General features: G+C 37.0%; 31 protein-coding genes. 9 read left to right on the forward strand and 22 right to left on the reverse strand.

From position 1 onward, the window contains the following. Positions 1-65 precede the first annotated feature (65 nt). The 3 genes from ACM5BR_RS07250 to typA all read right to left on the reverse strand — a co-directional run bounded on the left by ACM5BR_RS07250 (position 66) and on the right by typA (position 2,701). A complete protein-coding gene (locus tag ACM5BR_RS07250) occupies positions 66-347 on the reverse strand; it encodes a hypothetical protein (protein WP_416826983.1) in 282 nt (93 codons plus the stop codon). Positions 348-358: 11 nt separating this feature from the next. After that, a complete protein-coding gene (locus tag ACM5BR_RS07255) occupies positions 359-673 on the reverse strand; it encodes a YlaH-like family protein (RefSeq protein WP_416826984.1) in 315 nt (104 codons plus the stop codon). Between the two features lie 195 nt (positions 674-868). Beyond that, positions 869-2,701 carry a translational GTPase TypA gene (typA, locus tag ACM5BR_RS07260; RefSeq protein ID WP_416826986.1) on the reverse strand — a complete coding sequence of 611 codons (1,833 nt, stop codon included), beginning with the start codon at positions 2,699-2,701 and terminating at the stop codon, positions 869-871. A gap of 138 nt (positions 2,702-2,839) precedes the next feature. On the opposite strand from typA, the gene ACM5BR_RS07265 reads away from it, so the two are divergent. Beyond that, positions 2,840-3,022 carry a DUF5325 family protein gene (locus ACM5BR_RS07265; RefSeq protein WP_416826987.1) on the forward strand — a complete coding sequence of 61 codons (183 nt, stop codon included), beginning with the start codon at positions 2,840-2,842 and terminating at the stop codon, positions 3,020-3,022. 123 nt (positions 3,023-3,145) lie between these two features. Here the strand turns inward: ACM5BR_RS07265 and ACM5BR_RS07270 are convergent, their stop codons facing one another. Together ACM5BR_RS07270 and ACM5BR_RS07275 are read right to left on the reverse strand one after the other, a co-directional pair. Continuing rightward, positions 3,146-3,934, reverse strand: a complete 789-nt coding sequence (locus ACM5BR_RS07270) for an inositol monophosphatase family protein (RefSeq protein WP_416826988.1) — start codon at positions 3,932-3,934, stop codon at positions 3,146-3,148. A gap of 207 nt (positions 3,935-4,141) precedes the next feature. Then, positions 4,142-4,330 carry a hypothetical protein gene (locus ACM5BR_RS07275; protein WP_416826989.1) on the reverse strand — a complete coding sequence of 63 codons (189 nt, stop codon included), beginning with the start codon at positions 4,328-4,330 and terminating at the stop codon, positions 4,142-4,144. A 200-nt stretch (positions 4,331-4,530) separates the two neighbouring features. Here ACM5BR_RS07275 and ACM5BR_RS07280 point away from each other — a divergent pair, with 200 nt between their 5' ends. Continuing rightward, complete coding sequence (locus ACM5BR_RS07280; RefSeq protein ID WP_416826990.1) at positions 4,531-5,157, forward strand: YktB family protein; 627 nt, start codon at positions 4,531-4,533, stop codon at positions 5,155-5,157. Between the two features lie 70 nt (positions 5,158-5,227). On the opposite strand, the gene ACM5BR_RS07285 is transcribed toward ACM5BR_RS07280, so the two are convergent. Continuing rightward, positions 5,228-5,512, reverse strand: coding sequence for a UPF0223 family protein (locus ACM5BR_RS07285; protein WP_416826991.1), 285 nt, complete (start codon positions 5,510-5,512; stop codon positions 5,228-5,230). Positions 5,513-5,521: 9 nt separating this feature from the next. Further along, the gene (locus ACM5BR_RS07290; protein WP_416826992.1) at positions 5,522-6,481 is read right to left on the reverse strand and encodes an NAD(P)H-dependent flavin oxidoreductase; all 960 of its coding nucleotides are present in this window, start codon (positions 6,479-6,481) and stop codon (positions 5,522-5,524) included. A 228-nt stretch (positions 6,482-6,709) separates the two neighbouring features. Here ACM5BR_RS07290 and ACM5BR_RS07295 point away from each other — a divergent pair, with 228 nt between their 5' ends. Both ACM5BR_RS07295 and ACM5BR_RS07300 read left to right on the forward strand, forming a co-directional pair. Continuing rightward, positions 6,710-8,182, forward strand: a complete 1,473-nt coding sequence (locus tag ACM5BR_RS07295) for an aminotransferase class I/II-fold pyridoxal phosphate-dependent enzyme (protein ID WP_416826993.1) — start codon at positions 6,710-6,712, stop codon at positions 8,180-8,182. A 136-nt stretch (positions 8,183-8,318) separates the two neighbouring features. After that, positions 8,319-9,149 carry a protein-glutamine gamma-glutamyltransferase gene (locus ACM5BR_RS07300; protein ID WP_416826994.1) on the forward strand — a complete coding sequence of 277 codons (831 nt, stop codon included), beginning with the start codon at positions 8,319-8,321 and terminating at the stop codon, positions 9,147-9,149. Positions 9,150-9,276: 127 nt separating this feature from the next. Here ACM5BR_RS07300 and ACM5BR_RS07305 read toward each other — a convergent pair whose 3' ends face one another. Next, a complete protein-coding gene (locus tag ACM5BR_RS07305; RefSeq protein WP_416826995.1) occupies positions 9,277-9,396 on the reverse strand; it encodes a GapA-binding peptide SR1P in 120 nt (39 codons plus the stop codon). A 263-nt stretch (positions 9,397-9,659) separates the two neighbouring features. Here ACM5BR_RS07305 and ACM5BR_RS07310 point away from each other — a divergent pair, with 263 nt between their 5' ends. Further along, entirely contained in the window at positions 9,660-10,052 is a 393-nt protein-coding gene (locus ACM5BR_RS07310; RefSeq protein WP_416826996.1) for a DUF1885 family protein, read from the forward strand. On the opposite strand, the gene ACM5BR_RS07315 is transcribed toward ACM5BR_RS07310, so the two are convergent. The 5 genes from ACM5BR_RS07315 to pdhA form a co-directional block, all read right to left on the reverse strand. Then, positions 10,049-10,288, reverse strand: coding sequence for a hypothetical protein (locus ACM5BR_RS07315; protein ID WP_416826997.1), 240 nt, complete (start codon positions 10,286-10,288; stop codon positions 10,049-10,051). The genes ACM5BR_RS07310 and ACM5BR_RS07315 overlap by 4 nt on opposite strands. 128 nt (positions 10,289-10,416) lie before the next feature. Beyond that, positions 10,417-11,829, reverse strand: coding sequence for a dihydrolipoyl dehydrogenase (gene lpdA / locus ACM5BR_RS07320; RefSeq protein WP_416826998.1), 1,413 nt, complete (start codon positions 11,827-11,829; stop codon positions 10,417-10,419). Between the two features lie 5 nt (positions 11,830-11,834). Then, entirely contained in the window at positions 11,835-13,118 is a 1,284-nt protein-coding gene (locus ACM5BR_RS07325) for a dihydrolipoamide acetyltransferase family protein (protein WP_416826999.1), read from the reverse strand. Positions 13,119-13,203: 85 nt separating this feature from the next. After that, the gene (locus ACM5BR_RS07330) at positions 13,204-14,181 is read right to left on the reverse strand and encodes an alpha-ketoacid dehydrogenase subunit beta (protein WP_416827000.1); all 978 of its coding nucleotides are present in this window, start codon (positions 14,179-14,181) and stop codon (positions 13,204-13,206) included. Between the two features lie 3 nt (positions 14,182-14,184). Beyond that, entirely contained in the window at positions 14,185-15,300 is a 1,116-nt protein-coding gene (gene pdhA / locus ACM5BR_RS07335; RefSeq protein ID WP_416827002.1) for a pyruvate dehydrogenase (acetyl-transferring) E1 component subunit alpha, read from the reverse strand. 563 nt (positions 15,301-15,863) lie between these two features. Between pdhA and ACM5BR_RS07340 the strand changes: the two genes are divergently transcribed. Then, positions 15,864-16,022: a YjcZ family sporulation protein gene (locus tag ACM5BR_RS07340; protein WP_416827003.1), complete on the forward strand. Its 159-nt coding sequence runs from the start codon at positions 15,864-15,866 to the stop codon at positions 16,020-16,022. Positions 16,023-16,133: 111 nt separating this feature from the next. Continuing rightward, positions 16,134-16,685, forward strand: coding sequence for a peptide deformylase (def, locus tag ACM5BR_RS07345; RefSeq protein WP_416827004.1), 552 nt, complete (start codon positions 16,134-16,136; stop codon positions 16,683-16,685). Between the two features lie 36 nt (positions 16,686-16,721). On the opposite strand, the gene ACM5BR_RS07350 is transcribed toward def, so the two are convergent. The 4 genes from ACM5BR_RS07350 to ACM5BR_RS07365 all read right to left on the reverse strand — a co-directional run bounded on the left by ACM5BR_RS07350 (position 16,722) and on the right by ACM5BR_RS07365 (position 20,032). Continuing rightward, positions 16,722-16,871: a FeoB-associated Cys-rich membrane protein gene (locus ACM5BR_RS07350; protein ID WP_416827005.1), complete on the reverse strand. Its 150-nt coding sequence runs from the start codon at positions 16,869-16,871 to the stop codon at positions 16,722-16,724. 15 nt (positions 16,872-16,886) lie between these two features. After that, positions 16,887-18,887, reverse strand: a complete 2,001-nt coding sequence (feoB, locus tag ACM5BR_RS07355) for a ferrous iron transport protein B (RefSeq protein ID WP_416827006.1) — start codon at positions 18,885-18,887, stop codon at positions 16,887-16,889. Beyond that, positions 18,887-19,120 (reverse strand): FeoA family protein, encoded by a 234-nt coding sequence (locus tag ACM5BR_RS07360; RefSeq protein WP_416827007.1) that lies wholly within the window; start codon positions 19,118-19,120, stop codon positions 18,887-18,889. Before ACM5BR_RS07360 ends, feoB begins: the two co-directional genes overlap by 1 nt. Before the next feature lie 138 nt (positions 19,121-19,258). Beyond that, a complete protein-coding gene (locus tag ACM5BR_RS07365) occupies positions 19,259-20,032 on the reverse strand; it encodes a Cof-type HAD-IIB family hydrolase (protein ID WP_416827008.1) in 774 nt (257 codons plus the stop codon). A 322-nt stretch (positions 20,033-20,354) separates the two neighbouring features. On the opposite strand from ACM5BR_RS07365, the gene ACM5BR_RS07370 reads away from it, so the two are divergent. Together ACM5BR_RS07370 and rnjA are read left to right on the forward strand one after the other, a co-directional pair. Continuing rightward, positions 20,355-20,570, forward strand: a complete 216-nt coding sequence (locus ACM5BR_RS07370) for a DNA-dependent RNA polymerase subunit epsilon (protein ID WP_416827009.1) — start codon at positions 20,355-20,357, stop codon at positions 20,568-20,570. Positions 20,571-20,573: 3 nt separating this feature from the next. Continuing rightward, positions 20,574-22,241, forward strand: a complete 1,668-nt coding sequence (rnjA, locus tag ACM5BR_RS07375; RefSeq protein ID WP_416827010.1) for a ribonuclease J1 — start codon at positions 20,574-20,576, stop codon at positions 22,239-22,241. 96 nt (positions 22,242-22,337) lie between these two features. Here rnjA and ACM5BR_RS07380 read toward each other — a convergent pair whose 3' ends face one another. The 5 genes from ACM5BR_RS07380 to desA form a co-directional block, all read right to left on the reverse strand. Beyond that, entirely contained in the window at positions 22,338-22,922 is a 585-nt protein-coding gene (locus tag ACM5BR_RS07380) for a DUF3501 family protein (RefSeq protein WP_416827011.1), read from the reverse strand. A 65-nt stretch (positions 22,923-22,987) separates the two neighbouring features. After that, entirely contained in the window at positions 22,988-23,416 is a 429-nt protein-coding gene (locus tag ACM5BR_RS07385) for a rubrerythrin family protein (RefSeq protein ID WP_416827012.1), read from the reverse strand. Positions 23,417-23,734: 318 nt separating this feature from the next. Continuing rightward, on the reverse strand, positions 23,735-24,337 hold the full coding sequence (locus tag ACM5BR_RS07390) for a response regulator (RefSeq protein WP_416827013.1): 603 nt from the start codon (positions 24,335-24,337) through the stop codon (positions 23,735-23,737). Beyond that, positions 24,334-25,470, reverse strand: a complete 1,137-nt coding sequence (locus ACM5BR_RS07395; RefSeq protein ID WP_416827014.1) for a sensor histidine kinase — start codon at positions 25,468-25,470, stop codon at positions 24,334-24,336. Before ACM5BR_RS07395 ends, ACM5BR_RS07390 begins: the two co-directional genes overlap by 4 nt. A 101-nt stretch (positions 25,471-25,571) precedes the next feature. Further along, a complete protein-coding gene (desA, locus tag ACM5BR_RS07400; protein WP_416827016.1) occupies positions 25,572-26,600 on the reverse strand; it encodes a Delta(5) desaturase DesA in 1,029 nt (342 codons plus the stop codon). Positions 26,601-26,662: the final 62 nt, after the last annotated feature.

The raw sequence follows: 26,662 nt of genomic DNA on the forward strand, positions 1-26,662 counted from the left end.
CCTAATTTTTCACAATAACAATTCTATATACAGATAAGAAAAGCCCTTATCATCTAGGTAAGGGCTCAATAGTTAGGAAATTTTTCAGGCTCACGATTCATTTGATCTAAATAACAATCAATCAATTCAATTGGAAATCGAGTTGATTTCGTTTCGCCATCCCTATTATACGTAACAAGATACATATCCTCACGTTTTTCAATCTTAACATCTATTATCCCATGTTCCTCACGAAGAATATGATCGAACAACTCAAAGGTTTCAATAGCAGCTTTATCATCGGGACGCGCCTCTGCCACTACCTTAATCGTTAACCAATTGTAAATAGAATCTTGAACAGAACTCATCAGTATCTCCTTTATATCGTTTTTTGTTTTTTGGCTTGATGGAGACGGATCTTATACGTGCCAAGAACAACAATTGCTGCCACTAATCCTTCTGCTATCGGTAAAAATACTGCAAAGAACGTTAATATGGAACAACCTAACACAAGTATGAAATAAACAACTATATTTTGCAACACATTCAATTTACGGGCAAAGCCTAGGCGATACACAATGATACAAAGCATACAAATTGTACCGTACAAAAGCCACATGCCAACCCCAGGATGATCATTCACATGATATAATCTTGCAAATAACGTCATGTTATCCAACACTTGCATATCCATGTTCTATGACCCCCGCCCTTCTTCTTTTCATTTTAAGAAGTAATGCAGTTGATATACTATTTTATTTATAAGAGTACCGTGATTATGTATAGCTGTCTAGTGTAAACGCTTAAATAGTTAAAAATTCTAATCGCTTGTTTCATGCCAAGATATAAAAAGGCCTTCACTAGTAGTGAAGGCCCTTGCCAGGTCCTATTATTTCTTTTTCTTTGCTGATTTTTCACGTTCATTTTTATCAAGAATTTTTTTACGAAGACGAATAGATTCTGGTGTTACTTCTAGATATTCATCATCATTCAAGTATTCTAGAGACTCTTCAAGAGACATAATACGTGGCTTTTTAATTACGTTTGTTTGGTCCTTCGTTGCAGAACGAACGTTAGTCTGTTGTTTCATTTTCACAATATTAACAGCTAAATCATTTTCACGTGTATGTTCTCCTACGATCATACCTTCGTAAATTTCAGTACCAGGTTCAACGAAAATGGTACCACGGTCTTCAACTTGCATTGTACCATACGTTGTTGATTTTCCTGATTCCATGGAAACAAGAACACCTTGACGACGTCCGCCGACTTGACCCTTTTGCATAGGTTGATAACTATCAAATGTGTGGTTAATAATTCCATATCCACGTGTTAATGTTAAAAATTCTGTCGTATACCCAATTAAGCCACGAGCCGGAACCATGAAAGTAAGACGAACTTGACCATTCCCATTATTAACCATGTCAAGCATTTCACCTTTACGTGTGCCCATTGATTCAATGATTGATCCAGTATTTTCTTCTGGAACATCAATTTGAACACGTTCAACTGGCTCACAGCGTACTCCATCAATTTCTTTAATGATAACTGTTGGTTTGGAAACTTGCAGTTCAAAGCCTTCACGACGCATATTTTCAATTAGAATAGATAAATGTAATTCTCCGCGGCCAGATACAATCCATGCATCAGGTGAATCTGTATTTTCAACACGTAAGCTTACATCTGTTTGCAATTGGGAACGAAGACGTTCTTCAATTTTACGAGAAGTAATAAATTTACCTTCACGACCTGCGAATGGGCTGTTGTTTACAAGGAATGTCATTTGTAATGTTGGTTCATCAATATGCAAAATAGGAAGAGCATCTTGGTTGTCAAAAGGACACACTGTTTCTCCAACGTTAATATCTTCCATACCAGATACAGCGATAAGATCGCCAGCCTTAGCTTCTTGAATTTCCTCACGTTTCAATCCGAAGAAACCGAAAATTTTCGTTACACGGAATTGTTTCACGCTTCCGTCTAACTTCATAAGAGCAACTTGTTGTCCTACATTCATTGTTCCACGGAATACACGTCCAATACCAATACGTCCTACATAGTCATTGTAGTCTAAAAGAGCAACTTGGAATTGAAGCGGCTCATCGCTATTATCAATTGGGGCAGGAATGTGATCAATGATTGTATTAAATAAGGATTTCATATCTTCTTCTTGCTTAGAAGGATCCGGATCTAAGCTAGCTGTTCCGTTAATAGCGGAAGCAAATACAACTGGAAATTCAAGTTGTTCTTCATTTGCACCAAGCTCAATAAATAGATCAATTACTTCATCAACTACTTCTGTTGGTCTTGCAAAGTCACGGTCAATTTTGTTAACAACAACGATTGGTGTTAAATTTTGTTCTAATGCTTTTTTTAATACGAAACGTGTTTGGGGCATACATCCTTCATATGCGTCAACAACAAGAAGAACACCATCAACCATTTTCATGATTCGTTCTACTTCGCCGCCAAAATCAGCATGTCCTGGTGTATCTAATATATTAATGAGCTTATCGTCATAGTGAATCGCAGTATTTTTCGCTAAAATCGTAATTCCGCGCTCTCTTTCAATATCATTTGAATCCATTGCACGTTCTTCTACTTGTTCATTACTGCGGAACGTTCCTGCTTGACGAAGTAATTTATCGACAAGTGTCGTTTTTCCATGGTCTACGTGGGCAATAATTGCTATATTGCGTAAATCTTCTCTTTTTTTCAACATGTCCAACTCCTAAAGTCTTTTTAGTCCTATTCTATTATAAGAGGGAAAGCTTCTAGTTGCAATTGAAATACGATGTACGGACAAATATAGTTGTTTTTTAAACAAATTACAGTACAATTATAGACGGAGGGATGACGAATGAAACAATTACAAGTTCGAATGCTATTATTCGCACTCATTGGAGTTGCGTTCATAATGGGTATAGGGGCAATGATCGCTGAAAAAAGTATCATCGGAACTATTATTTGCATTATCGGTACTATTGGTACAATGGGATTTGGGTTTGCAACAAAGGCTAAACTTCGGAAACAACAACAATAAAAAAGACATCTGTGCAAGTTCACGCACAGATGTCTTTTGCTTTGATTCGAAAGCAAATAAAGTGAAGCTTTCCAAAAAGTCGGGGGAGAAACCCCGACTTTTTGTTAGCAAAGACAATTCCTCTTAACAAAGAAATGGTAGTAATTCCTCATAAACACCCGGTCTTGCTACAATGACACTACCCTTTTCAATAAGACTAACAGGTGCTTGCTGGAAGGTAGTTATGTATCCCCCGACTTCAGAAATCAAAATGGCACCGCCACCATAATCCCACGGTGAAAGACGAGGCGTGATATAAGCGTCTAATTTCCCTGTAGCAACGTAGACAATTTCTAGCGCCGCACATCCATAGGATCGTGTACCTCTGGCCCGTCTTGTAAGAGCCGCTATTTTCTTATAATCCAGAAAATTATTTTCCAAAAGCCAAGTCGCATTTACTCCAATCATTCCCTTTTCAATCGTTCCTGCTTGCAATTTAGGAATAGGCACTCCATTGCAATACGCCCCTTTCCCTTCCATCGCATAATAGAGCTCATCATGGATAGGATCATATATATAGCCAATTTTCCCTACGCCATCATGATAGATACCTATAGAAATAGCAAAGTTACGTTTTTGATGAACAAAATTCATCGTACCATCGATAGGATCAATAAGCCAGATCGTACCCTCAGCTGAGGCAATCTCGTCTCCGTAGCCTTCTTCTCCTACTATTTTATGTAATGGATATGTGTCATGAATTCGAGAAATAAAAAATTGTTCAATGTGTCGATCCATGTTTGTCACAAGATCCGAAGCGCTCGTTTTCGTTTCAATCGTAAGAGTTGTTTCTAAGGAGTCACGAAGAATCTGTCCCGCCTCTCGAATCCAACGTTCTGTATTTGCAGCGATACCATTCCACATGTCATGCATCTTCTAACACTCCCTATACTAGTCAATCGAGTAGGAAGAGGTGGTTAACCTCTGACCTCTCACCACCGTACGTACCGTTGGTATACGGCGGTTCAATTAGGTGTACCGTAATTGTTCGCATCATATGACTCATGCTGGGTACACCAGAAAAAACGAACCTTTAGTGAAAGGTTCGTACTTATTCATTGTACCATACACATTCTATTATTACGCTTCTAGACGCATCATTTCAAGTCTTAGCATCTCAAGCTTCTGTTTGCATTCAACTTTTTTATTCTCATCGTTCTCAACAATTGCATCATAAAGGGTAGCCAACTCATAATCTAATTCTAAGCGCAAAACCGGAATTCGTTTTTCTGCATCTGTTCGTTTTAAAGCATTAATCACCTGTCTCATCCATGTTTGCCTCCTTACGAGTTTCTTTCAGCTTAAAATTCACTCAATTTTCAGTTATTTTGTTTTATACTATATTATGTGGGATAAATCATCTATGCAACAATTTTGTTTAAGAACTGTACTTTTTTTCAAGCGGCTCTTTTTCACAATTGTACATGGTATGCTAGAATGAAAGACAAAATACTGTATGGAGGAACTCTATGAAACAAATTGCTTTTGATACGCAAGATTTTTCTGCTTTTTCTGTACAAGGCTTAGATGAAAGAATGGAAGAGATAAAGAAATATGTTCGTCCAAAGCTTGAGCAACTTGGTGAAACCTTTCAGTCATTCTTTACGAAAGAACTGAATGAACCTTTTTTCTACCATGTTGCAAAACATGCAAGACGTACTGTCAATCCTCCTAGTGATACATGGGTTGCTTTTGCACCAAGTAAGCGTGGCTACAAAATGCTTCCTCATTTTCAAATCGGATTGTGGGGTACACACATGTTTGTTTATTTTGGTTTGATCTATGAATGTCCGCAAAAGGCGGAGTATGCAAGAGCACTTCTTTCTCATCTAGAAGAGATTAAAAGAATGCCTAAACATTTCGTTTGGTCTACAGATCATACAAAACCAAATGCTATACCTGGAAGTACTCTTAACGATGAACAACTTACAACTATATTTAGAAAACTAGAAACCGTGAAAAAAGCTGAATTATTAACCGGCATCCACATTTCGAAAGAAGAAGCGATTAAAATGAGCGACTATGAATTTATGGAAATAATTCAAAATTCGTTCTCCACACTCCTTCCTCTCTATACTCTTACTTCTACTAGATAGAAGAAAACGGACAATTTATTTTTTGTCCGTTTTTGATTGTTGTACCATTATAGCATACATTTCTGAATTTTCAAAATACTTTTGCGTTCATTTTAATTTTTTCATTTTCTTGCATATTTTTCGTCTTTTGCACCACACGATATAAAGAGTACCCACTAAGTTCCTCAAACTCATTTCCAAGCTTTTTTTCCTGCGCAATACTTGGAACTATTTCTTTAAAACGGCGGTATGCATTCATAAATTCTGCTCTTGTAATACCTTTTTCATAGGCTTGTTCCACTGCTTCATATAAATGAATAACGTCTACAATTTCGTTAGTAGACCATTCATAGTCTAATGGATATTGATAGTCCATCCTTTCACCTCATCTACTCCATCTTGTTCGTACGTCTTCTGCCTCTCGTATCATCCGCGTTATTAATTCTTGAACAGTCGGGATATCCTTTATTCTCCCCATTGCTTGTCCTGCCCATGCAAACCCCTCATTCTTATTTCCTTCATATATATATCTTTTATTTGCCATTCCGCTTATGTAATCTTTCAAGCCTTCATAGCCCTGTCCTTCATTCTCTATTTGTAAGATTGTATCTGTCCATACATTGCGAATTGCACGAGCAGGTGCACCTATTGAACGCTTAATGATGACAGTATCTGCTTCATTTCCTTCGAGGAGTGCTTGTTTATAACTTGGATGAGCATGCACGCATTCCTCCGTTGCAATAAATCTTGTTCCCATCTCGATTCCTTCTGCTCCTAGACTGAGTGCTGCCATTAATCCTTTTCCATCTGCTATTCCTCCAGATGCAATGACAGGTATAGAAACTGCGTCTACCACTTGCGGAACAAGAACCATTGTCCCTATATCATCTCTTCCAAGATGTCCGCCACCTTCTTGTCCAACAACCATAACCGCATCTGCTCCAAGCTGCTCTGCCTTTTCAGCCTGTCTTTTTGCTGCGACAAGGACAAGTTTTTTTATGTTCGTACCTTCTAGACGATTCAGGATTGGTGCAGGGTTCCCGCCTGTCATCGTAACGACCGGAACATCTTCTTCTATTGCGACATCAAGCATGTGTTCAAATGGTCTCCCATGTTGTCCAATTGCATAGTTTACACCAAATGGTTTATCCGTTAACTTACGTACCTTTCGAATTTCTTCTCGCAGTGCTTCCTTCGAGGAAAGACTCATAGCAGTAATTTGTCCTAACCCGCCTGCATTACTTACAGCAGCAGCAAGTTCAGAGTACGCCAAGTAAGCAAGTCCACCTTGAATAATAGGATACTTAATATTTAACAATTGTGTAACTCGTGTTTCCCAATTCATCACAGCACCTCCATTTTTCATAATACATTAGTTCTTCAGAGATTTCTGTATGTCCTGCCAAAAAAAAAACTCTCTATTATTCATTCTATATACAATAACCATTCGAAAATGGTATAATTCTTCTTGTTTTGTTAAAAAAATTTTTTAATGATAATCAGCGCTCATCTTCATATGCAGATGTAAATGCTGATCCAAATACGAAACTTTAATAGTAAAGGGGTGTATAGGTTGTCCCAAAAAGACACACCATTGTTTTCTGCATTAGTGAAACACAGTAATCAAAATCCTATCCAATTTCATATTCCCGGGCATAAAACAGGAAAAGGAATGGATCCACAATTTCGTGAATTTATTGGACATAACGCACTATCAATTGATTTAATTAATATTGCCCCACTTGACGATCTGCATCATCCAAAAGGAATGATTAAGGAAGCTCAAGATTTAGCAGCGGAAGCATTCGGAGCCGATCATACATTTTTCTCTGTTCAAGGAACAAGTGGAGCCATTATGACTATGGTTATGAGCGTATGCGGACCTGGAGATAAAATTCTTGTGCCGCGCAACGTTCATAAATCTGTAATGTCAGGTGTTATCCTTTCTGGAGCAAAGCCAATATTTATTCATCCAGAAATTGATCCCGTTCTCGGCATTTCTCATGGAATGACAATCACATCAGTAAAGCATGCATTAGAAGCTCATCCAGATGCAAAAGGATTACTTGTTATAAACCCAACTTATTTTGGATTTGCAGCAGATTTAAAGAAAATTGTTGAGATTTCCCATTCCTATAACGTTCCTGTGCTAGTTGATGAAGCACATGGTGTTCATATTCATTTTCATGATAAGTTACCTCTCTCAGCTATGCAAGCAGGAGCAGATATGGCTGCAACAAGTGTTCATAAGCTGGGTGGGTCATTAACACAAAGCTCTATTTTAAATGTACGCAAAGGTCTTATAAATATAAAACATGTACAATCCATACTAAGTATGCTAACAACAACATCCACTTCTTACATTCTGTTAGCTTCTCTTGATATAGCAAGAAAACGTCTCGCAACAGAAGGTAAAAAATTACTTGACAAAACCATTTTACTAGCAGAACAGATGCGAAAAGAAATTAATGCGATACAATATTTGTATAGTCCAGGTAAAGAATTACTAGGAACAGACGCAACCTTTGACTTTGATCCTACTAAATTAATAATATCTGTCAAAGAATTAGGAATTACAGGACACGATGCAGAGCGGTGGCTTCGTGAACACTATAATATCGAAGTGGAATTATCTGACCTCTATAACATTCTTTGTCTCATTACATTTGGAGATTCAGAAGAAGAGGCTGACATTCTTATTAAAGCACTACGAGACCTATCTTCTACTTTTGGGCATAATGCAGCATCTAGCATTGAAATACGCGTAGAAGTTCCTGAAATTCCTTTATTGGCACTGTCACCTCGTGACGCCTTTTATTCCGAAACAGAAATAGTGCCATTTGAAGAGGCTGCCGGTCGGATAATCTCTGAATTTGTAATGGTCTATCCTCCTGGAATTCCGATTTTTACTCCAGGTGAAATTATTACTCAAGAAAACTTAGATTATATTAAAAAGAACTTAGCAGCCGGACTACCTGTCCAAGGTCCAGAAGATGCCGAGTTAAAAACTTTACGTGTGATTAAAGAATATAAGCCTATTTCCTAATTATCATGAATTTCATTACAATCCATATGGAGGTAGAGAAACAGATGTACGCTGTTTCTCTACCTCTTTTGTTTCATCACGATACTTGCACTCCTTTCATAGAATAGCAAGAAACAAGATAGGAGTGAAAAAGATCATGATTGTGATAGGACGCCAGGTCGTCCACCCATTTTTAGATAATGATCACGAGCCCTTTTTTGAAACAAAACAAGAAATTTTAAAATCATTGACGAGTAATGAAGAAGTATATACTTACGAAACGCTTGATCAACTTTCCTTTGATGTGCATCTTAGACTCCATTTAATACTTTCTTCTATTGACTTATCCAGTAGTGGGTTGAGTTTTCGTAGATTCGAACAATCATTTTGTAATGATTTCTTTTGGAAGCGAACAAAACTGGGGGGCTTTCAACTAAAACCAGGTACACTTGCTTCAGTCGCCATCCGTGATATTTTCACAAATGGAAAGAAGTACGGTACAGAATGTGCTACCGCAATTATTATCCTTTTGTATAAATCGCTCTTAGAATGCTTTGATGACAAAACCTTCGATCGTTTATTTTCAAATCTAATTTTATATACATGGGATTATGATAAAGATTTAAAAATCATAACAAAAACAGATGGAACTATGGTACAAGGGGATATTATGTATTTTAAAAATCCGCAGGTTAATGGAGCTACAATAGAATGGCAAGGAGAAAACGCAGTTTACCTTGGCGATGATTTTTACTACGGACATGGTGTAGGTATAAGTACAAAAGATCAAATTATCCAAACTCTAAACTTACGTCGAAAACCAGAGGCTTTCCTTTCTGCATACATGACAAATTATATTACAAGAGTTGACACCGCTGATATGAATAAGTATGCCTCGAAATCAAAAATTGGGGATGATATAAAATTCACTCCAATTCGTGAGAGCATCATTATCGCTACTGCAGGCCACACTACCACAGTTCATTAATAATAGGACTTTCTTTCTCCTTACTATTAAATATGACTTACCGCATGATAAAGCAAGATCTTCATACTTGTTGCAAACAAAAAAGGTACAGGGTATAAATAAAACCTCAACCCTGCACCTTTTTTGTTTATTTTTCTTGGTTATGAGATTCACAATTCGAGCAACAATGACCGTACAATATAGTTACCTTTTCATCTTCAAAATGCTCAATTGTACTTTCGCATACTTGACACACGATTGTCCCCATTTTTTTCCTCCTCACAATTTACAAAATATAGTATTGTAAGCGCTTATCTTTCTGAGTACATTTTAATATGCTATACTAATCGAGTCAATAGTTATTTATTATGACATACTTTTTTATCTCAGACATATGTACTTCTTTAAAATAATTTCTATTTGTCTTACTATATATCGAGCAAAACGATATAATTTAACCTAAGTATTTGTCAAGAAAATTAGAACAATGATACAATATGTATGTACCAATATGAAATAGGAGGATTTTACATGCAACATGCATTTATTAAACTTGTTCCCAAGTCTGAAAAGCAAGAAATATCGATCCAAGATGTGAAAGATTTATTTACATATTATAAGCAAATTACTGCTAAAACAGGTACTCAACTTGCATGGAATTATACTGAAACCGCTTTCCCATATGAAATCATTGATACATCCGAAACAACCATCCATTTAAAGTCAAATCATGATCGATATCAGTCTATCTATGTAGGAGTAGACGTAAAGGATGATCAACATTTTATTCAAATTACTCTTCCTGATAGCGCTTCCTACGGAGATAAAGGAAAAGCGAACGAATTTTGCCGCTTTCTTGCGAAAAAATTACAAGGGGAATTACATTTATTTAATGGCCGAATTATGTACTTTTATAAGCGTTAAATAAGAGAAAGAAGCATATATATAGTTAGAAACACCACTACGTTTCTTACGGTTACACGAATGGCTTTCCATCTTTCCCGTAATACGTAATCACCTACAATATATGCTACATAAAAGAATACGAAGAATAAAAATATTTTAGACCGTAACTTATCACGATGTGAGAGAAATAGAATCACAGAATAACTAAACCATATTAACGTATGGTATATCTCGACAAGAGTCATTTTTTTCACATAATCTTCTCCTAACGTATGCTGGTCCTACCATACTATATGGTTATAAAACATGATTTAGAAGAAAAAAAGAAGCATCCTGTTGGATGCTTCTTTTTTTCCTAGCTTAATAAGATTCTACAATTTTCTTATTTCACGATGTGAATTGGTGTTCCTAATGCAACTTCTGCTGCTTCCATTGTAATTTCACCTAATGTTGGATGAGCATGAATGGTTTGTGCAATATCTTCAGCAGTCATGCCAGCTTCAATTGCTAAGCCAAGCTCAGAGATAATGTCAGATGCTCCTGCACCTGCAACTTGTGCACCTACAATTAATCCATCTTCTTTACGTGTAATAAGTTCAACGAAGCCTTCTGTGCTATTTAGTGATAAAGCACGACCATTAGCCCCAAATGGGAATTTAGCCGTAACAACTTCTAGTCCTTCTGCTTCAGCTTGTTTTTTCGTATATCCAACAGTAGCTAATTCTGGATCAGTAAAGCATACAGCTGGAATACCAATATAATCAATTTCCGATGGGTGACCACTAATTGCCTCAGCAGCTACCTTACCTTCATAAGATGCTTTATGAGCTAAAGGAGGACCAGGTACAACGTCACCAATTGCATAAATATTTGGTATATTTGTACGGCATTGTTTATCAATTTCAATTACGCCACGCTCAGAAACTTTAATACCAACCTGCTCTAAACCGATGTCACGCGTATTAGGGCGACGACCTACAGTAACGAGAACATAATCAGCTTCGATAGAATTCATTTCACCTTTTGTTTCAAAATGAACCGTAACCCCGTCTTCACGTTCCTCTACTGATTTACCAAATGCCTTCGTGAAAATCTTTACATTACCCTTTTTCTTTAGGCCTCTTTTCACAATTGCACTCATAGATTTTTCAAAGCCGGATAAAATTTCATCGCCTGCTTCTAAAATTGTAACTTCTGTTCCAAAATTAGCATATGCAGTTCCTAATTCCATTCCGATATATCCGCCGCCTATTACAACTAATTTTTTCGGAATTTCAGGTAAGCTTAGCGCACCGGTTGAATCAATTACACGCTTTGAAAATTCAAACCCCGGAATTTGGATTGGAGTTGATCCTGTAGCTATAATTGCATTTTTAAAGTTATAAGTTTGTGCAGATGTTTCTGTAATGGCACGCAAAGAATTACTATCAACAAAAAATGCTGAGCCGCGAATAATTTCTATTTTATTTCCTTTAAGAAGCGTTTCAACGCCGCCTGTTAATTTCTTTACAACACTTTGCTTCCAAGCTTGAACTTTTGAAAAGTCAACTTTAACATTTTCAGCTGTAATCCCCATGTCGCTTGAATGTACTGCATGTTCATAGCGGTGACCTGCAGAAATAAGAGCCTTAGAAGGAATACATCCAATATTTAAGCAGACACCACCAATAGCTCCCTTTTCAATAACAGCTACTTTTTGACCAAGCTGTGCTGCACGAATAGCAGCAACATACCCGCCAGGACCAGCGCCAATAACGACTGTATCTAAATCAATGGGAAAATCTCCTACTACCATTTCGATTACGCCTCCATTATGAGTAATTGTGGATCATTCAATAGACGTTTTACGTGATTTAATGCTTTTTGAGCTGTTGCACCGTCGATCATACGATGATCAAAACTTAATGATAATGCAAGTACTGGTGCAATTACAATTTCACCATTTTTCACAACTGGTTTTTCGCTGATACGACCAATGCCAAGAATGGCAACTTCCGGATGATTAATAACAGGTGTAAACCATTGACCGCCTGCTGATCCAATATTCGTAATCGTGCAAGATGCACCTTTCATTTCGTTAGAAGCAAGGCGACCTTCACGTGCTTTTACTGCAAGTTCGTTAATTTCGGCTGAGATAGAGAAAATAGATTTGCGATCTGCATCTTTTACAACTGGAACGAGAAGACCTTTATCCGTATCTGCTGCAATCCCAATGTTATAGTAGTGCTTGTGAATGATTTCTTCCGTTGCATCATCTAAAGATGTATTTAATATTGGGAATTCACGTAAAGCCGATGTCAATGCTTTTACAACATATGGCAAGTATGTTAGCTTAATTCCCTTTTCAGCAGCTGCCTCTTTAAATTTCTTACGATGTAAAACAAGATCGGTTACGTCTACTTCGTCCATTAACGTTACGTGAGGTGCCGTTTGCTTAGAGTGTACCATAGCTTTTGCAATAGCTTTACGGATACCGCTCATTTTTTCACGTGTTTCTAGGTATTGACCAGTTATAACTGATTCTGAACTTGGCGTTTCTACCTTTTCTTGTACTGCAACTTCAACTTGAATTTCTTCTTGTTTTAATTCAACTTCCTTTTGACCGCCATTTACGAATGTATCAATATCTTCTTTTTGGATACGTCCATGTTTACCTGTTCCGCTTACTTCATGGATATCGATACCTTTTTCGCGTGCATATTTACGCACAGATGGCATTGCAATAACGCGACCATTCTTTTTTGAACTTTCTTCATTCGTACCCTTTTCAGTTGCTTCTTCTTGTTTTGCTGGTTCTTCTGCTTGTGGAGCGGCTTCTTGACCTTTAAAGGTTAGATTTTCATATCCTGGTGCATCGAATGCAACAAGAACATCCCCTACCACTGCAACTGTACCTTCATTTACAAGAATATCAAGTACCTTGCCCTTTACTGGAGAAGGAATTTCTACTACTGATTTATCATTTTGCACTTCAAGAAGAACGTCATCTTCATTCACTTCATCGCCAGGCTTAATAAACCATTTTACGATTTCACCTTCATGAATACCTTCACCGATATCTGGTAATCTAAATTCGAATGCCACGGATTTCATCTCCCTGTACTATTTATCGTTTCATAGACTAACGCAAAAGAAATACATAACTCTATTTCTTTTGCGTCTATGCATGTTAGAAATTCATCACTTTTTGAACAGCTTCTACAACGTCTTTATGATTTGGTAACCATACGCCCTCTGCTTGTGAGAACGGGAATACTGTATCTGCTGCTGCTACGCGAAGAACAGGTGCTTCAAGGCTAAGAATGGCACGTTCATTAATTTCTGCCACTACATTTGCAGCAATACCTGCTTGGCGTTGAGCCTCTTGCACAACGACTACGCGACCTGTTTTTTCAACAGAAGCAATGATTGTTTCTATATCAAGAGGTTGTACAGTACGTAAATCGACTACTTCTAGGGAAACACCTTGTTTTTCAAGTTCTTCAGCAGCTTTTAAAGCAGTATGAACCATTGCACCATAAGCGATTACGGTAACATCTGTTCCTTCTCGTTTTACATCTGCTTTACCTAATTCAATCGTGTATTCTCCTTCAGGTACTTCTTGACGAAATGAACGATACAATTTCATATGTTCTAAGTAAATAACTGGGTCATTGTCTCGAATAGCAGAGATTAAAAGCCCTTTAGCATCATAAGGGGTAGATGGAATAACGACTTTTAATCCAGGTTGCTGAGCTACAATGCCTTCTAGGCTATCTGCATGAAGTTCAGGAGTATGAACGCCGCCGCCAAACGGTGAACGAACGGTTATAGGTGCATTCCAACGGCCACCCGAACGATAACGCATACGCGCCATTTGACCAGAAATGCTATCTAATACTTCAAATACAAAGCCAAAGAATTGAATTTCAGGAACCGGACGAAAGCCTTGAAGAGCCAGACCAATAGAAAGACCCCCGATTGCTGATTCTGCAAGCGGTGTATCGAATACGCGTTGTTCCCCGAATTCAGCTTGTAATCCGTCTGTAGCACGGAATACACCACCGTTTACCCCAACGTCTTCCCCGAACACTAATACGTTAGGGTCGTTTTTTAATTCGACACGTAACGCATCTGTGATTGCTTGAATCATTGTCATTTGCGCCATGGCTTACTTCGACTCCTTCTCTGTATAAATTTCATATTGCTCCTTCAAGTTGTAAGGTAGCTTTTCATACATAATAGTCATTAAATCGGTTACCTTTTGTTTAGGAGCTTGGTCAGCCTTTGCAATAGCTTGTTTAATATCCTCTTTTGCTTGTTCAATCACTTTATTTTCTTGTTCTTCAGACCATAGGCCTTTATTTTCAAGGAATTTACGGAAACGAACGATCGGATCCTTTTGTTCCCATTCATTTTCAAGGTCTTTCGTACGATAACGTGTCGGATCATCACCAGCCATCGTATGAGGACCATAGCGGAATGTTAATGTTTCAATTAAGGTTGGACCTTCTCCATTAATCGCACGTTCACGTGCAAAATGAGTTGCAGCATATACTGCTAATGGATCCATACCGTCTACTTGTATTCCAGGAATACCTACCGCTACTGCCTTTTGTGCAATTGTCTTTGCAGAAGATTGTTTTTCTACTGGAGTAGAAATGGCAAAACGGTTATTTTGAACAATAAAGATTGCCGGTGCTTTAAATGCACTTGCAAAGTTCATTCCTTCATAGAAATCACCTTGAGATGCTCCACCATCTCCTGTATATGTTATTGCAACAGATTTTTTGCCACGAAGTTTCATACCAAGTGCCACACCTGCTGCTTGGACAATTTGTGCACCAATAATTATTTGTGGAGAAATAGCATTTACATTTTCAGGCATTTGGTTGCCAATATAATGACCACGAGAGAATAAAAACGCTTGATAAAGTGGTAAACCATGCCAAATTAATTGTGGTACATCACGGTAACCAGGAAGGACAAAGTCTTCACTTTCAAGCGCAAAATGACTTGCTAATTGAGAAGCCTCTTGACCTGCAGTTGGTGCATAGAAACCAAGACGGCCTTGTCGGTTTAATGAAATAGAGCGTTGGTCTAATACGCGAGTATAAACCATACGACGCATTAACTCTTTTAATTGATCATCACTAAGCTCAGGCATTGCTGCTTCGTTTACAACTTCGCCTTGCTCATTTAAAATTTGCAATGTTTGGAATGTTTCTTCTATTGTTTTAAACTGCTCTTCCACATTAAATGGGGACTTTTTTGTATTCGCTCCCATTTCGTTCACCTCTTCCTCTTTTATGAACATTTTCTTAAACGCTTTCAATTATACGATGGGTTAAAAAAACGTATAAGAATGTGTACCGAGCTATGTCGGTATATATTTGTCATCATGTCTTTCAATCTGTATTACCGAAAATTAATAAATAATTAATACAACGTTAATTACTTGTTTAAGTTTACAACCAATGGCAGAACTGTGTCAATTACTTTGCTTTCAATTTTATAACAAAATTTCAAAGCCAAACACTTCCATTCTCTTATAGCGACATCCTGTATCAATTAATTTTTACATTCTGTTATAATTACGAAAGCGATTACCTAAAAAAATACATCACAGAAATTTTTTCTTTAATTTTACAATCATCCCTTATTTTGCTCCATTTTATCTTTTTTTAATGTATAAATAGTTCTTATTTATAATTTTAGTTTATCTATATATTTTATGAAAGCGTTTTTTCTATTTCCATGATATATAGGCATATATCTACACATTTTTTCAGCAGTTTCATATTTTATAGTAACCGCAAAATCGCGGAAATGATAAAGGAGGTCATTTTCATGCATGGATATACGTATTGCTACCCAACCTATTCTGCTCCAACGTACGCTGCTCCCGCCTATGGCTATGGTGGTGGTTGCGGCTGCGGACACGGATTTGCTATAATCGTAGTTCTGTTTATCCTCTTAATCATCGTTGGGACAGCTTTTATTTGCTAATGCAAACGAACAAACTATTGAAAAAGGAAGGGGAATCTCCTTCCTTTTTTTCATTGGTCATGACTTTTTGAAAAACCTTTGATAGACTAATGAATGAAAGGAGTGAATTCCATGCTAACAATGGAAAACATTATTCGTGAAGGAGATCCTATACTACGAAAAGTCGCCCAAGAGATTGAACTTCCTGCAAGCGAAGAAGACATACATAATCTTCAAAGTATGATTGAATTCGTTAAAAATAGTCAAAATCCTGAAATATCGGAGAAATATAAGTTACGTCCTGGTATTGGTTTAGCTGCACCACAAATCGGTTTATCAAAACGAATGATTGCTGTGCATGTTACAGATGCCCAAGATAAACTATATAGCTATGCATTATTTAATCCGAAGATTGTAAGCCACTCTATCGAACAAACATACTTACCTAGCGGAGAAGGCTGTTTGTCTGTCGATCGCGATGTGCCCGGCTACGTTCCTCGTTACAAACGAATTACTGTAAAAGCTATAACCGTCCAAGGTGAGGCAATAAAATTACGATTAAAGGGACTTCCTGCCATCGTATTCCAACATGAAATTGATCATTTAAATGGCATTATGTTTTTCGATCATATAAATAAAAAAGATCCATTTTCAGTACCAGAAGATGTAACACCGTTACAGTAATCTTAAACAAAAATAAGAAGCAGAACGATCTGCTTCTTATTTTTGTTCGTTTTTATGACAACTACTTTTGCATGATTGGTTTAATTCGCAGGTAGCGCATTTGCCTTGTTTACTTTTCTTCATATATTTATATAAGCTATATCCTGCATAACCAAATATGATTACGCCAAAGATAATGTTAATCATACATTCACTCCCCTTCTATTGAAATCCAAACGCTTTTCCAGCTGTATACACAATAAAGCTGATTCCATATGCTAAAACAAGAGCATATCCAATAGAAAATGCCGTCCATTTAGTAGATCCAGTCTCTTTTTGAATAACTGCTACCGTGGCTAAGCAGGGAATATACAGCAATACAAACACTAAAAAACTGTATGCGCTAAGAGGAGTGAAGTTACTCTGCATATAGACTTGTAATTGATCAATATTAGGCGTTTTATATATGACTGTCATAGTAGAAACGACAACCTCTTTCGCTAAAAAACCCGTTAATAATGCGGCACCTGCTTGCCAAGTTCCGAATCCAAGAGGAATAAAAAGCGGTGCAAGAATTCCTCCAATATGAGCCAAATAACTATGATCCATATCAACATTTAGGCCATCTGGACCAGCATAGGATAATAGCCAGATAAAAACGGAACCTCCAAAAATAAACGTACCCGCTTTGCGAACAAATCCCTTTCCTTTATCCCATGTGCTCCGAAGCAAGGTTTTCCACTGCGGAACACGATATGGTGGAAGTTCAATTAGAAAATAGGAAACTTCATTCCGAAGCAATGTCTTAGAAAATAATTTTGCTAAGAGTAATGCTGAAACAATACCTAATACGTACAATGACAATACGATAAGCGCTTGCTGCTTTTGAAAAAATGCTGCAACAAATAGGCTATATACACTAAGGCGAGCCGAACAAGACATAAGAGGAGTGAGCAAAATCGTTAAGAGACGTTCCTTTGGTTGCTCGACTGTTCTTGCAGCCATAACCCCTGGTACGTTGCACCCTAGCCCAATAATCATCGGAATAAATGCTTTTCCATTCAAACCGACTTTTTCCATAAGCCGATCCATGACAGTTGCAACGCGTGCCATGTATCCAGAGTCTTCTAATAAAGAAATAAAAAAGAAGAGAATAAAAATTTGCGGAACAAAAACGAGCACTCCCCCTACACCTGCAATTATTCCATTAATAACAAGAGCACGGATAAACTCATTTGCTCCTGCTATATTGAGTAAGTAAGTAGCAGCCTGTGATAAAGGACCAGAAAAAAAGTCATCTAATAAATTCGAAATAGGAGTACCTAACCAATCAAAGGTTACTTTAAAAAGCAAAAACATAATAAGAAAAAAGATTGGCATACCAAGTACATTATGCGTTGCTATTCGATCAATACGATCTGTAAGGGAAAGTGATGCTGGCTTTACATCTGTTATAGCTTGGGCTAAAATTCCTTCAATGTAGGAAGCTCGAACTTGATGAATATACTGTTTAATTGTTCGCCGCTTCTCCTTTGAAATTTGTTGTGTAGCCTCATCTATAATATGATGTAGCTTCCCAACATCAATGGATTGTTTGAGATGCTCTAAAACGGTTTCGTTTCCTAACAAGCATTGAAGTGCATACCAACGTTTTGCACCTGACAATTGTTCAGGTAGCAAACAAACGATTTCATGAATAGCCTTTTCAATAGTAGTGCCATATGATATAAAAAATCGCTTATTATTTGTTGCTGTATGTATTTGATGTAATAGTTGTTCGCAGCCAGTACCTTTACGCGCAATAATAGGAAAAATAGAAACCCCTAACACATCAGATAACCTCTTTACGTCAATGAGACGTCCTCTTGCCTTTGCTACATCAATCATATTCAACCCAATGATAAGTGGTTTCCCAAATTCTAAGATTTCGATGGTAAGATGCAAGTTTCGTTCCAATTGTGCTGCATCTACGATATTTAAAATAGAAGAGAAAGATTCGGTAAGGAGGAACCTTGTTGCAACTTGTTCATCTTTCGAGAGGGGATGAAGAGAATACACACCCGGCAAATCGATTAAATAGCCCTCTTGGTTTCGCAGCATTCCTACCTTTTTTTCTACTGTTACTCCACTCCAATTCCCTACATACTCGTAAGATCCTGTTAAAGAATTAAACAAGGATGTTTTTCCTGTATTCGGATTTCCAAATAATCCAATTTGCTGCATCATACTTCCCCCAGACTAACTTGAATTCGGCTCGCCTCAAGACGGCGTAGACTGATGGATTGTCCGAACACTTCAATAATAAATGGCCCTCCAAATGGAAGCTTTCTCTTTAAGGAAATACTAACCCCTTCATTTATACCCATATCTACCAGTCGGCGCTGGATAGTACTATTAAGATTTGATAAATCATCAATGATAGCTCGATTGCCTATCTCTATATTCGACAAAAGCATTCTATTTCCACATCCTCACCCAAACAATAATGATAATCGTTTTCATTTAAATTATACTGCATCATTCCAAAGATGAGAAGATGTTTTTTGGTCCATTTTACTTTCATTATTTTATTACCATGCATGAAACAAGAAACATCATAATAGTCCTGCCCACTGTAACCCTGCTAAAATTCCATCCTCGTTAACATGACGTGTCACAAAATTAGCTACTTCTTTTACTTCTTCACGAGCATTTCCCATTGCAATACCTGTACCTACTGCCTGGATCATTTCAATATCATTTAACCCATCTCCAAAAGCATAGACTTGATTTTGCTGAAATCCTAATTTCTCAATGAATTTATGAATGCCTTGTGCTTTTGACCCGCCATTTGGAAGAATGTCCATGGAATAATCATGCCATCGAATAAATTGAAATTGTGGATATTCATGCAGAAATGATTTCTCTTTTCCTTCTTCGCAAAACAATAACGCTTGATAAATGTCATGATTTTCGTAATATTCAGGTTCGAATGGTGGATGATCAAAACGGAGCGAACCTAAACACTCTGTCACAAAATGATGGTCCTTTACCGTTGCCTTCATTTCATTTTCATCCAAAAATACGATTGGGTAGCCAGATTTCTTTGCAAAGTTCGTAAATTGATGCAAGGTTGCAGGTGGTAATTGATGTTTATGGATGACCTCATTTTCAAAAACAACATATTGTCCGTTAAAGCTTACATAGTTATGAATATGTAACTCCTGTCTTATATTTTCAAACATGAACGGTGCTCGTCCTGTTGCAATTGCGACATGTACCCCATTTTCCTGCAACTTGGCAATTGCTTGTTTAGTTGAATTTGGAATTTGTTTGTTATCATCTAACAAAGTACCGTCAATATCAAAAAATACGATTTTATCCTTCATTTTTTTCTTCCTTTCATTCTTTCCTATGCTAGTATAAGGGTATTTCAAAACAACTACTCATATTCTACCGTATAAATATATAAATCGCCTGTCACTTATAAATCCGTTCTAAAATTGTGCTATTTTCAGATACAGGTAGAAAATAATGTTTGAAAGTAGAATTCTTCGGGAAAACTAATCACAACAAAAACCGATTCATAGAGAATCCTCATCTGTCAAGGTGTATTTTTCTATATTTCATCGGAAAAAACATGAAAAAGAAATATCTTTCCTTTATAATAGATTAAAGATATGCAAAAAAGACACAAGGAGAGGTTTTACCATGATTTTTAAAGTATTTTATCAGGAGTCTGCTTTAGAAGTACCTGTTCGTGAAAAGACAAAGGTACTTTACATAGAAGCAGAATCGGAACGTGAAGTTCGAACAAAGCTAATAGCAAAAGGTTATAACATTGAACTTATTCAAGAGCTTGCCGGAGCTCACCTTGAATATGAAAAGCAGAATGCTGAAAATTTTGAACTACTGGAGAATATTTAGTATATGAAGTTTTTAAAAAATGATCAAACCGCTATATTTGCGCTTGGAGGTCTAGGCGAAATAGGGAAAAATACCTACGCGGTTCAATATCAGGATGAGATTATTGTAATTGATGCCGGCATTAAATTCCCGGAAGATGAGCTTCTGGGCATTGATTATGTAATTCCAGATTATACGTACCTCGTACGTAATGAAGATAAGATTAAAGGTGTATTTATTACTCACGGTCACGAAGACCATATTGGTGGAATCCCTTACTTATTGCGTCAAGTTAACGTCCCCATCTATGGAGGAAAATTGGCGATCGGACTCATTAAAAATAAACTAGAAGAACACGGTTTGCTTCGTAAAGCGAAGCTGTATGAAGTAAATGAAGATGATATTATTTCGTTTGCGAAAACTTCCGTATCATTTTTTCGTACGACTCATAGTATCCCGGATTCGTATGGTATCGTTGTAAAAACACCGCAAGGACAAGTTGTCCAAACAGGTGATTTCAAGTTTGACTTCACTCCTGTTGGAGAACCAGCAAACTTAACTAAAATGGCAGAAATCGGAAAAGAAGGCGTACTTTGCCTACTATCCGATAGTACAAATAGTGAAGTTCCAAACTTCACCATGTCTGAGCGACGAGTTGGAGATAGTATTTTTGATATTTTCCGCAAAGTGAACGGACGTATTATATTTGCAACCTTCGCTTCGAATATACATCGTTTGCAGCAGGTTGTAGAGGCAGCAGTTGCTACGAATAGAAAAATAGCTGTTATTGGACGAAGTATGGAAGCAACTTTCGAAATTGGGCAAAATCTAGGTTATATTACATGTCCAAAGGATACAATCATTGATTCCACACAAATCAATCGACTACCTGCACATCAAGTTGTCATTCTTTGTACAGGTAGCCAAGGTGAACCAATGGCCGCCTTATCTCGAATTGCCAATGGTACACATCGACAAATTCAAATTAATCCAGGAGATACGGTTGTATTTTCTTCATCACCAATTCCAGGAAATACCGTCAGCGTAAATCGAACCATTAATTTATTATACCGTGCTGGTGCAGATGTAATTCATGGACCACTAACAGATATCCATACAAGTGGTCATGGTGGTCAGCAAGAACAAAAGCTTATGCTAAGACTTATGAATCCTAAATTCTTCATGCCTATTCATGGTGAATACAGAATGCAACGTATGCACACAAGACTTGCGATTGAATGTGGAGTTCCTGAAGAAAATTGCTTTATTTTGGATAACGGAGATGTATTGACAGTTCGTGAAGATGAAGCTACTGTTTCAGGAAAAGTTCCTTCTGGTTCTGTATACATTGATGGAAATGGTGTAGGCGATATCGGTAACATTGTACTTCGTGACCGTCGTATTCTGTCTGAGGAAGGTCTTGTAATCGTTGTGGTAAGCATTGATATGAAAGCATTTAAGATTGCTGCAGGTCCTGATATTATTTCCCGTGGATTCGTATACATGAGAGAAAGCAGCGATTTAATTAATGATGCGCAAGCTTTAATTGCAAATCACTTAACGAAAGTAATGGAAAGAAAAACAACGCAATGGTCTGAAATCAAAAATGAAATTACAGACACACTTGCCCCATTCTTATACGAAAAAACAAAACGGAAACCAATGATACTACCAATCATAATGGAAGTATAATAGTACCGGATACGAAGAAAGGAAGGTATGAACAATACCTTCCTTTTCATTTACGAATGAATGCATCTTTAACTTAAAGTGATTAGTGCCCATTATTTAGGCCAAATCGTTTTGGATACTTTTTAGACAAGCTACAGGTAAAACCGTTTCTTCTGATACGTTTGGATGAATCAATTTAAGACTAACTTGTAACGTATCATCAGCATCTTGTAATCGTTTTTTCGCAGATTGCGTTAAAGGAAACTTAAGATAGTGAACACTCGTAGTTGCCTCACGATCATCATGCTCTTCCTCAAAAACAGCTTGAATCATTTCATCTCCAACTACTAGTTGTAAATAATTTTCAATCCCTTTCAAACTAATTAAAAGCTTTCCAAGATTGTCTAAATCATCCCATTCAATAAAAAGGGTAGCAGACAATTCATTTTCACTTGGAACCATATAAGAGTAAATATCAATGTATTCATCTAATTCTACCGGATCCGTTAAATCTTCACTATTTACAAGCTCAAGAATTTGAAATAATACCGTATTTCTATTTTCAAATAAGACAGAAATGTGATCAGATAATTGGACCCGGCGGTTCTTCTTATAAGCAATCATTTTTGTAACATATTCATCTCGGCTTTTGCGATATGTATCTAATGAAACAATATCTTTTCGGGTAATGGGCATCGTCATACGTGTTCCACCTCCATCAAATTAGTAAGGACCTGTCCCAAAGTTTTAGGACAGGTCTGTATTTATTAGTCTTCTAAAGAATCAAGCAATTTTTGGAAACGCTTTGCGTGCACGCGTTCAGCTTTTGCCATTACTTCCATCCATTCACCAATCTCTTCAAATCCTTCTTCACGAGCAGTAGCTGCAAAGCCAGGATACATTTCTGTATACTCATATGTTTCACCAGCGATAGCAGATGCAAGCATTTCTTTAACATTTCCTACTGGAAGTCCAGTTGCAGGATCCCCTTCACCGTTATTACGTAGTGCATCAAAATGACCAAAAGCATGTTTTGTTTCTCCATTTGCAATGCTGCGGAATAAGCTTGCTACTTCTTCAGCACCTTCTGTATCTGCTCTCTCAGCGAAGTAAAGATAGCGACGATTTGCTTGAGATTCTCCAGCAAAACCAGCCTTTAAATTTTCTGCAGTTTTTGTTCCTTTTAAACTTGTCATTACTTATTTCCCCCATTTCCATTTATTTGTTATGTAAGACCGATCTAAGATCCATCCCCCATATAATCTAGATCTAACACAGAGGTTTTATCCGTATTAACGGGCAGTAAGACTCTACTTCAAGGACCCCCTATTTGTAATAGCTTACCTATAACATATGTTAGCTTCTACCATTATTTATTGTAATCCTCTTCATGCATTATATCAAACATATCGATTTATCAAGCAAACAACAAAAAAAGCATTCCTTGTAAGGAATACTTCTCTTTGAAGCCTTTAAAAATTTACATTCTACGTCCGAATAATTTCATACATTTATCAATTCTTAAACCAACCTTTTTCTTTAGAATGAGTAATCGCTTCTATACGATTTGTCACCTCTAATTTATCCATAATAGTCGATATATAATTACGGACCGTTCCGATTGTAATACTAAGCTGACTAGCAATTTCCTTTGTGTTTTTTCCGTCAGCTACCAACTCTAATACGTCCATTTCCCTTTCAGTTAGAGGGTTTTCTTCACTATATACATCATCCATTAACTCTGGTGCATATATTCTTTTCCCCTCCATAACTCTGCGAATAGAGCTTGCCAACTCGTCACTTGGACTGTCCTTTAACAGATAGCCACTAATACTAGCCCTGAGTGCACGCTGAAAATAGCCTGACCGGGCAAAGGTAGTTAAAATAATTACTTTGCAACTTTCTCCTGTTAATTCTTCTGCTGCTTCAAGCCCGCTCATACCAGGCATTTCTATATCCATAATACAAACGTCTGGCTTATTTTGATGTACAAGAGCTATCGCTTCTTCCCCATTATGTGCTTGACCGACCACTTCCATATCCTCTTCCAAATTAAGCAGGGAACCTAATGCACCCAAAAGCATACGTTGATCCTCTGCAATGACAATGCGTATCATTTCGATTCCTCCTTATCTGAGAGACTTACAAGATTTGGAGCTTTAATAATTAACATCGTTCCTTCCTCCGCAACAACATCTAAGCTTCCATTGACAAATTCTAGTCGCTCTCTCATTCCTATCAATCCACTACCTTTATTAAAAAAATCAGCCTTACCTATAGAAATTCCATCATCACGAACTTTAATAATTGTTTCATTTGAAGTTTGCAAAAAGGAAATATAACAGGTTTTTGCCTTACTATGCTTCACAACATTCGTTACAGCCTCTTTTAAACACATACATAGGATATTTTCAATTAAGAGTGAAACATTCACAGATGGAATTTTCTTCTCAGAAACCAATTTGATTTGGGCTGCTTTTAGAATTTGATTAACTCGAATCATTTCATCTTTCAACCGAAGACCTCGCATATTAGCAACGATCTTTCTTACTTCATTTAATGCCGTTCTAGCAGTTTGTTGCACATCTTCCAATTCTACTCTAGCTTGTTCAGGATTTTTGTATACTAATTTTCTAGCCAAGTCGCTTTTCAGTCCAATAAGCGATAATTTTTGTCCCAATGTATCATGAAGATCACGAGCAATTCGTTGTCTTTCCTCCAGTTTTACTAGTTCGGCAATACGTTTGTTAGCATCTTCAAGCTTTTCTTCCAATTGTCCTCGCTCTTTTCGATAGCGTAAGCTAAATGGAAGAAGAATCACACTAATGATTATGACAAGCACAAACGGCAATTGTTTTACAAACTGATCTTGATGAAGAAGAATACCATAATTAATTGCTGCAGCCGTACAAACTAAATGAATAAAATATAACGTCAAAAAGGGAATACGATCTTTAATATTTCCAATAAAAAATGCTAAGAAAAACGCAAAATAAATATAACTGAACAAGCTGATTGATAGTACAGATATACTAATGAGGATACAAGTCCACACATATACTACCCAACCTTTTGCTATAAAAGCAAGGCGATAAATAAGTAAAAATAAGATAGTTAAGACAATACCAAAGACAATTTTAAACGTGGAGGAAGACTGTATGATAAAATAAAACGGTAAAATAGTTAGAACTGTCCATATATACGGGGAAATACCGGTGCTTTTTAATAAAATCCAATATTTTTTTAGCATGATGCTAACCTCATTTAGCTCAAGTAATCTTTCCTATATTGTAACACATTGTGATAACAAAACTCCCCTTATAGACGAAAGTCCAAAGGGGAGTTTACTAATTATAGTTCTGGCTTCGGGTTATGCGAAATCGCTTTCTTAGATAACATTCTAATATGCTTATAACCTACAAACTTCTTTGTTTGCTCATCCCATAGATGAAAACGGATAGAACGTAAGCTTGTGCGAAGAGTAATCGTTGGTACATGCTGCAATAATACCGCACGGTTATGGGCTGCTTCCAGCTTATAGTTTGGTACTCTTGGACTTAGATGATGAACATGATGGTATCCAATGTTTCCAGTAAGCCATTGTAAGAATTTCGGTAGCTTATAAAACGAACTCCCTTCAACAGCAGCCTTTATATATACCCAATTCTCATCTTCTTCAAAATAAGAATCCTCAAAGGTATGTTGTACGTAAAAAAGCCAAATGCCAGCAGAACCTGAAATCAGAAAGATAGGTACTTGTACGAGTAGAAAAGCCTTCCATCCGATAGCCCAGCAAACCATTCCGACCGTCGCAACAATCAATATATTGCATAAATACGTGTTCATACGCTCCTTAAAACTAGCGTCTGTTCGATTAAATCGATTCTTTAGTAGAAAAATAAAGATGGGCCCGAAACCAAACATAACGAAAGGATTTCGATAGATTCGATATTTTACCTTTAGCCAAAATGAAGCTGTTCTATATTCCTCTACTGTAAGAGTCCATATATCGCCTGTTCCTCGTTTATCTAAATTACCACTTGTTGCATGATGAACAGCGTGATCATGTGCCCATTGCTCGTATGGAAATAGCGTCAATACACCTGTAATATTTCCGAGTATTTTATTTGCAAGTCTATTTTTAAAGAAGGAGTGGTGGCAGCAATCATGAAATATGATGAACATCCGTACAAATAAACCTGCTTCAATAACTGTTACCATCAATGTTAGGAAGTAAGAAATCGATAGACATTGATACGCTATGTACCATAGTAGAAAAAACGGTACGATTGTATTTAGAATTTGCCATACACTTTCCTTTATTGTTGATTTTTCAAATGGAGCAACTTGTTTTCTTACATTCATAATATTGTTATGCATGTTTAATCTATTTTCCCTTCTTTAATGTTGTTAATGTAAATTATAAAGAAAAGAAATCGATC

Source organism: Ectobacillus polymachus, assembly GCF_048159605.1.
Taxonomy (GTDB): domain Bacteria; phylum Bacillota; class Bacilli; order Bacillales; family Bacillaceae_G; genus Ectobacillus; species Ectobacillus polymachus.

Bases quoted from the DNA above. Each gene is read 5' to 3' on its own strand.
- ACM5BR_RS07250 (WP_416826983.1), bottom strand. From the start codon at position 347: ATGAGTTCTGTTCAAGATTCTATTTACAATTGGTTAACGATTAAGGTA.
- ACM5BR_RS07255 (WP_416826984.1), bottom strand. From the start codon at position 673: ATGGATATGCAAGTGTTGGATAACATGACGTTATTTGCAAGATTATAT.
- typA (WP_416826986.1), bottom strand. From the start codon at position 2,701: ATGTTGAAAAAAAGAGAAGATTTACGCAATATAGCAATTATTGCCCAC.
- ACM5BR_RS07265 (WP_416826987.1), top strand. From the start codon at position 2,840: ATGAAACAATTACAAGTTCGAATGCTATTATTCGCACTCATTGGAGTT.
- ACM5BR_RS07270 (WP_416826988.1), bottom strand. From the start codon at position 3,934: ATGCATGACATGTGGAATGGTATCGCTGCAAATACAGAACGTTGGATT.
- ACM5BR_RS07275 (WP_416826989.1), bottom strand. From the start codon at position 4,330: ATGAGACAGGTGATTAATGCTTTAAAACGAACAGATGCAGAAAAACGA.
- ACM5BR_RS07280 (WP_416826990.1), top strand. From the start codon at position 4,531: ATGAAACAAATTGCTTTTGATACGCAAGATTTTTCTGCTTTTTCTGTA.
- ACM5BR_RS07285 (WP_416826991.1), bottom strand. From the start codon at position 5,512: ATGGACTATCAATATCCATTAGACTATGAATGGTCTACTAACGAAATT.
- ACM5BR_RS07290 (WP_416826992.1), bottom strand. From the start codon at position 6,481: ATGAATTGGGAAACACGAGTTACACAATTGTTAAATATTAAGTATCCT.
- ACM5BR_RS07300 (WP_416826994.1), top strand. From the start codon at position 8,319: ATGATTGTGATAGGACGCCAGGTCGTCCACCCATTTTTAGATAATGAT.
- ACM5BR_RS07305 (WP_416826995.1), bottom strand. From the start codon at position 9,396: ATGGGGACAATCGTGTGTCAAGTATGCGAAAGTACAATTGAGCATTTT.
- ACM5BR_RS07310 (WP_416826996.1), top strand. From the start codon at position 9,660: ATGCAACATGCATTTATTAAACTTGTTCCCAAGTCTGAAAAGCAAGAA.
- lpdA (WP_416826998.1), bottom strand. From the start codon at position 11,829: ATGGTAGTAGGAGATTTTCCCATTGATTTAGATACAGTCGTTATTGGC.
- ACM5BR_RS07330 (WP_416827000.1), bottom strand. From the start codon at position 14,181: ATGGCGCAAATGACAATGATTCAAGCAATCACAGATGCGTTACGTGTC.
- pdhA (WP_416827002.1), bottom strand. From the start codon at position 15,300: ATGGGAGCGAATACAAAAAAGTCCCCATTTAATGTGGAAGAGCAGTTT.
- ACM5BR_RS07340 (WP_416827003.1), top strand. From the start codon at position 15,864: ATGCATGGATATACGTATTGCTACCCAACCTATTCTGCTCCAACGTAC.
- def (WP_416827004.1), top strand. From the start codon at position 16,134: ATGCTAACAATGGAAAACATTATTCGTGAAGGAGATCCTATACTACGA.
- ACM5BR_RS07350 (WP_416827005.1), bottom strand. From the start codon at position 16,871: ATGATTAACATTATCTTTGGCGTAATCATATTTGGTTATGCAGGATAT.
- feoB (WP_416827006.1), bottom strand. From the start codon at position 18,887: ATGCAGCAAATTGGATTATTTGGAAATCCGAATACAGGAAAAACATCC.
- ACM5BR_RS07360 (WP_416827007.1), bottom strand. From the start codon at position 19,120: ATGCTTTTGTCGAATATAGAGATAGGCAATCGAGCTATCATTGATGAT.
- ACM5BR_RS07365 (WP_416827008.1), bottom strand. From the start codon at position 20,032: ATGAAGGATAAAATCGTATTTTTTGATATTGACGGTACTTTGTTAGAT.
- ACM5BR_RS07370 (WP_416827009.1), top strand. From the start codon at position 20,355: ATGATTTTTAAAGTATTTTATCAGGAGTCTGCTTTAGAAGTACCTGTT.
- rnjA (WP_416827010.1), top strand. From the start codon at position 20,574: ATGAAGTTTTTAAAAAATGATCAAACCGCTATATTTGCGCTTGGAGGT.
- ACM5BR_RS07380 (WP_416827011.1), bottom strand. From the start codon at position 22,922: ATGACGATGCCCATTACCCGAAAAGATATTGTTTCATTAGATACATAT.
- ACM5BR_RS07385 (WP_416827012.1), bottom strand. From the start codon at position 23,416: ATGACAAGTTTAAAAGGAACAAAAACTGCAGAAAATTTAAAGGCTGGT.
- ACM5BR_RS07390 (WP_416827013.1), bottom strand. From the start codon at position 24,337: ATGATACGCATTGTCATTGCAGAGGATCAACGTATGCTTTTGGGTGCA.
- ACM5BR_RS07395 (WP_416827014.1), bottom strand. From the start codon at position 25,470: ATGCTAAAAAAATATTGGATTTTATTAAAAAGCACCGGTATTTCCCCG.
- desA (WP_416827016.1), bottom strand. From the start codon at position 26,600: ATGCATAACAATATTATGAATGTAAGAAAACAAGTTGCTCCATTTGAA.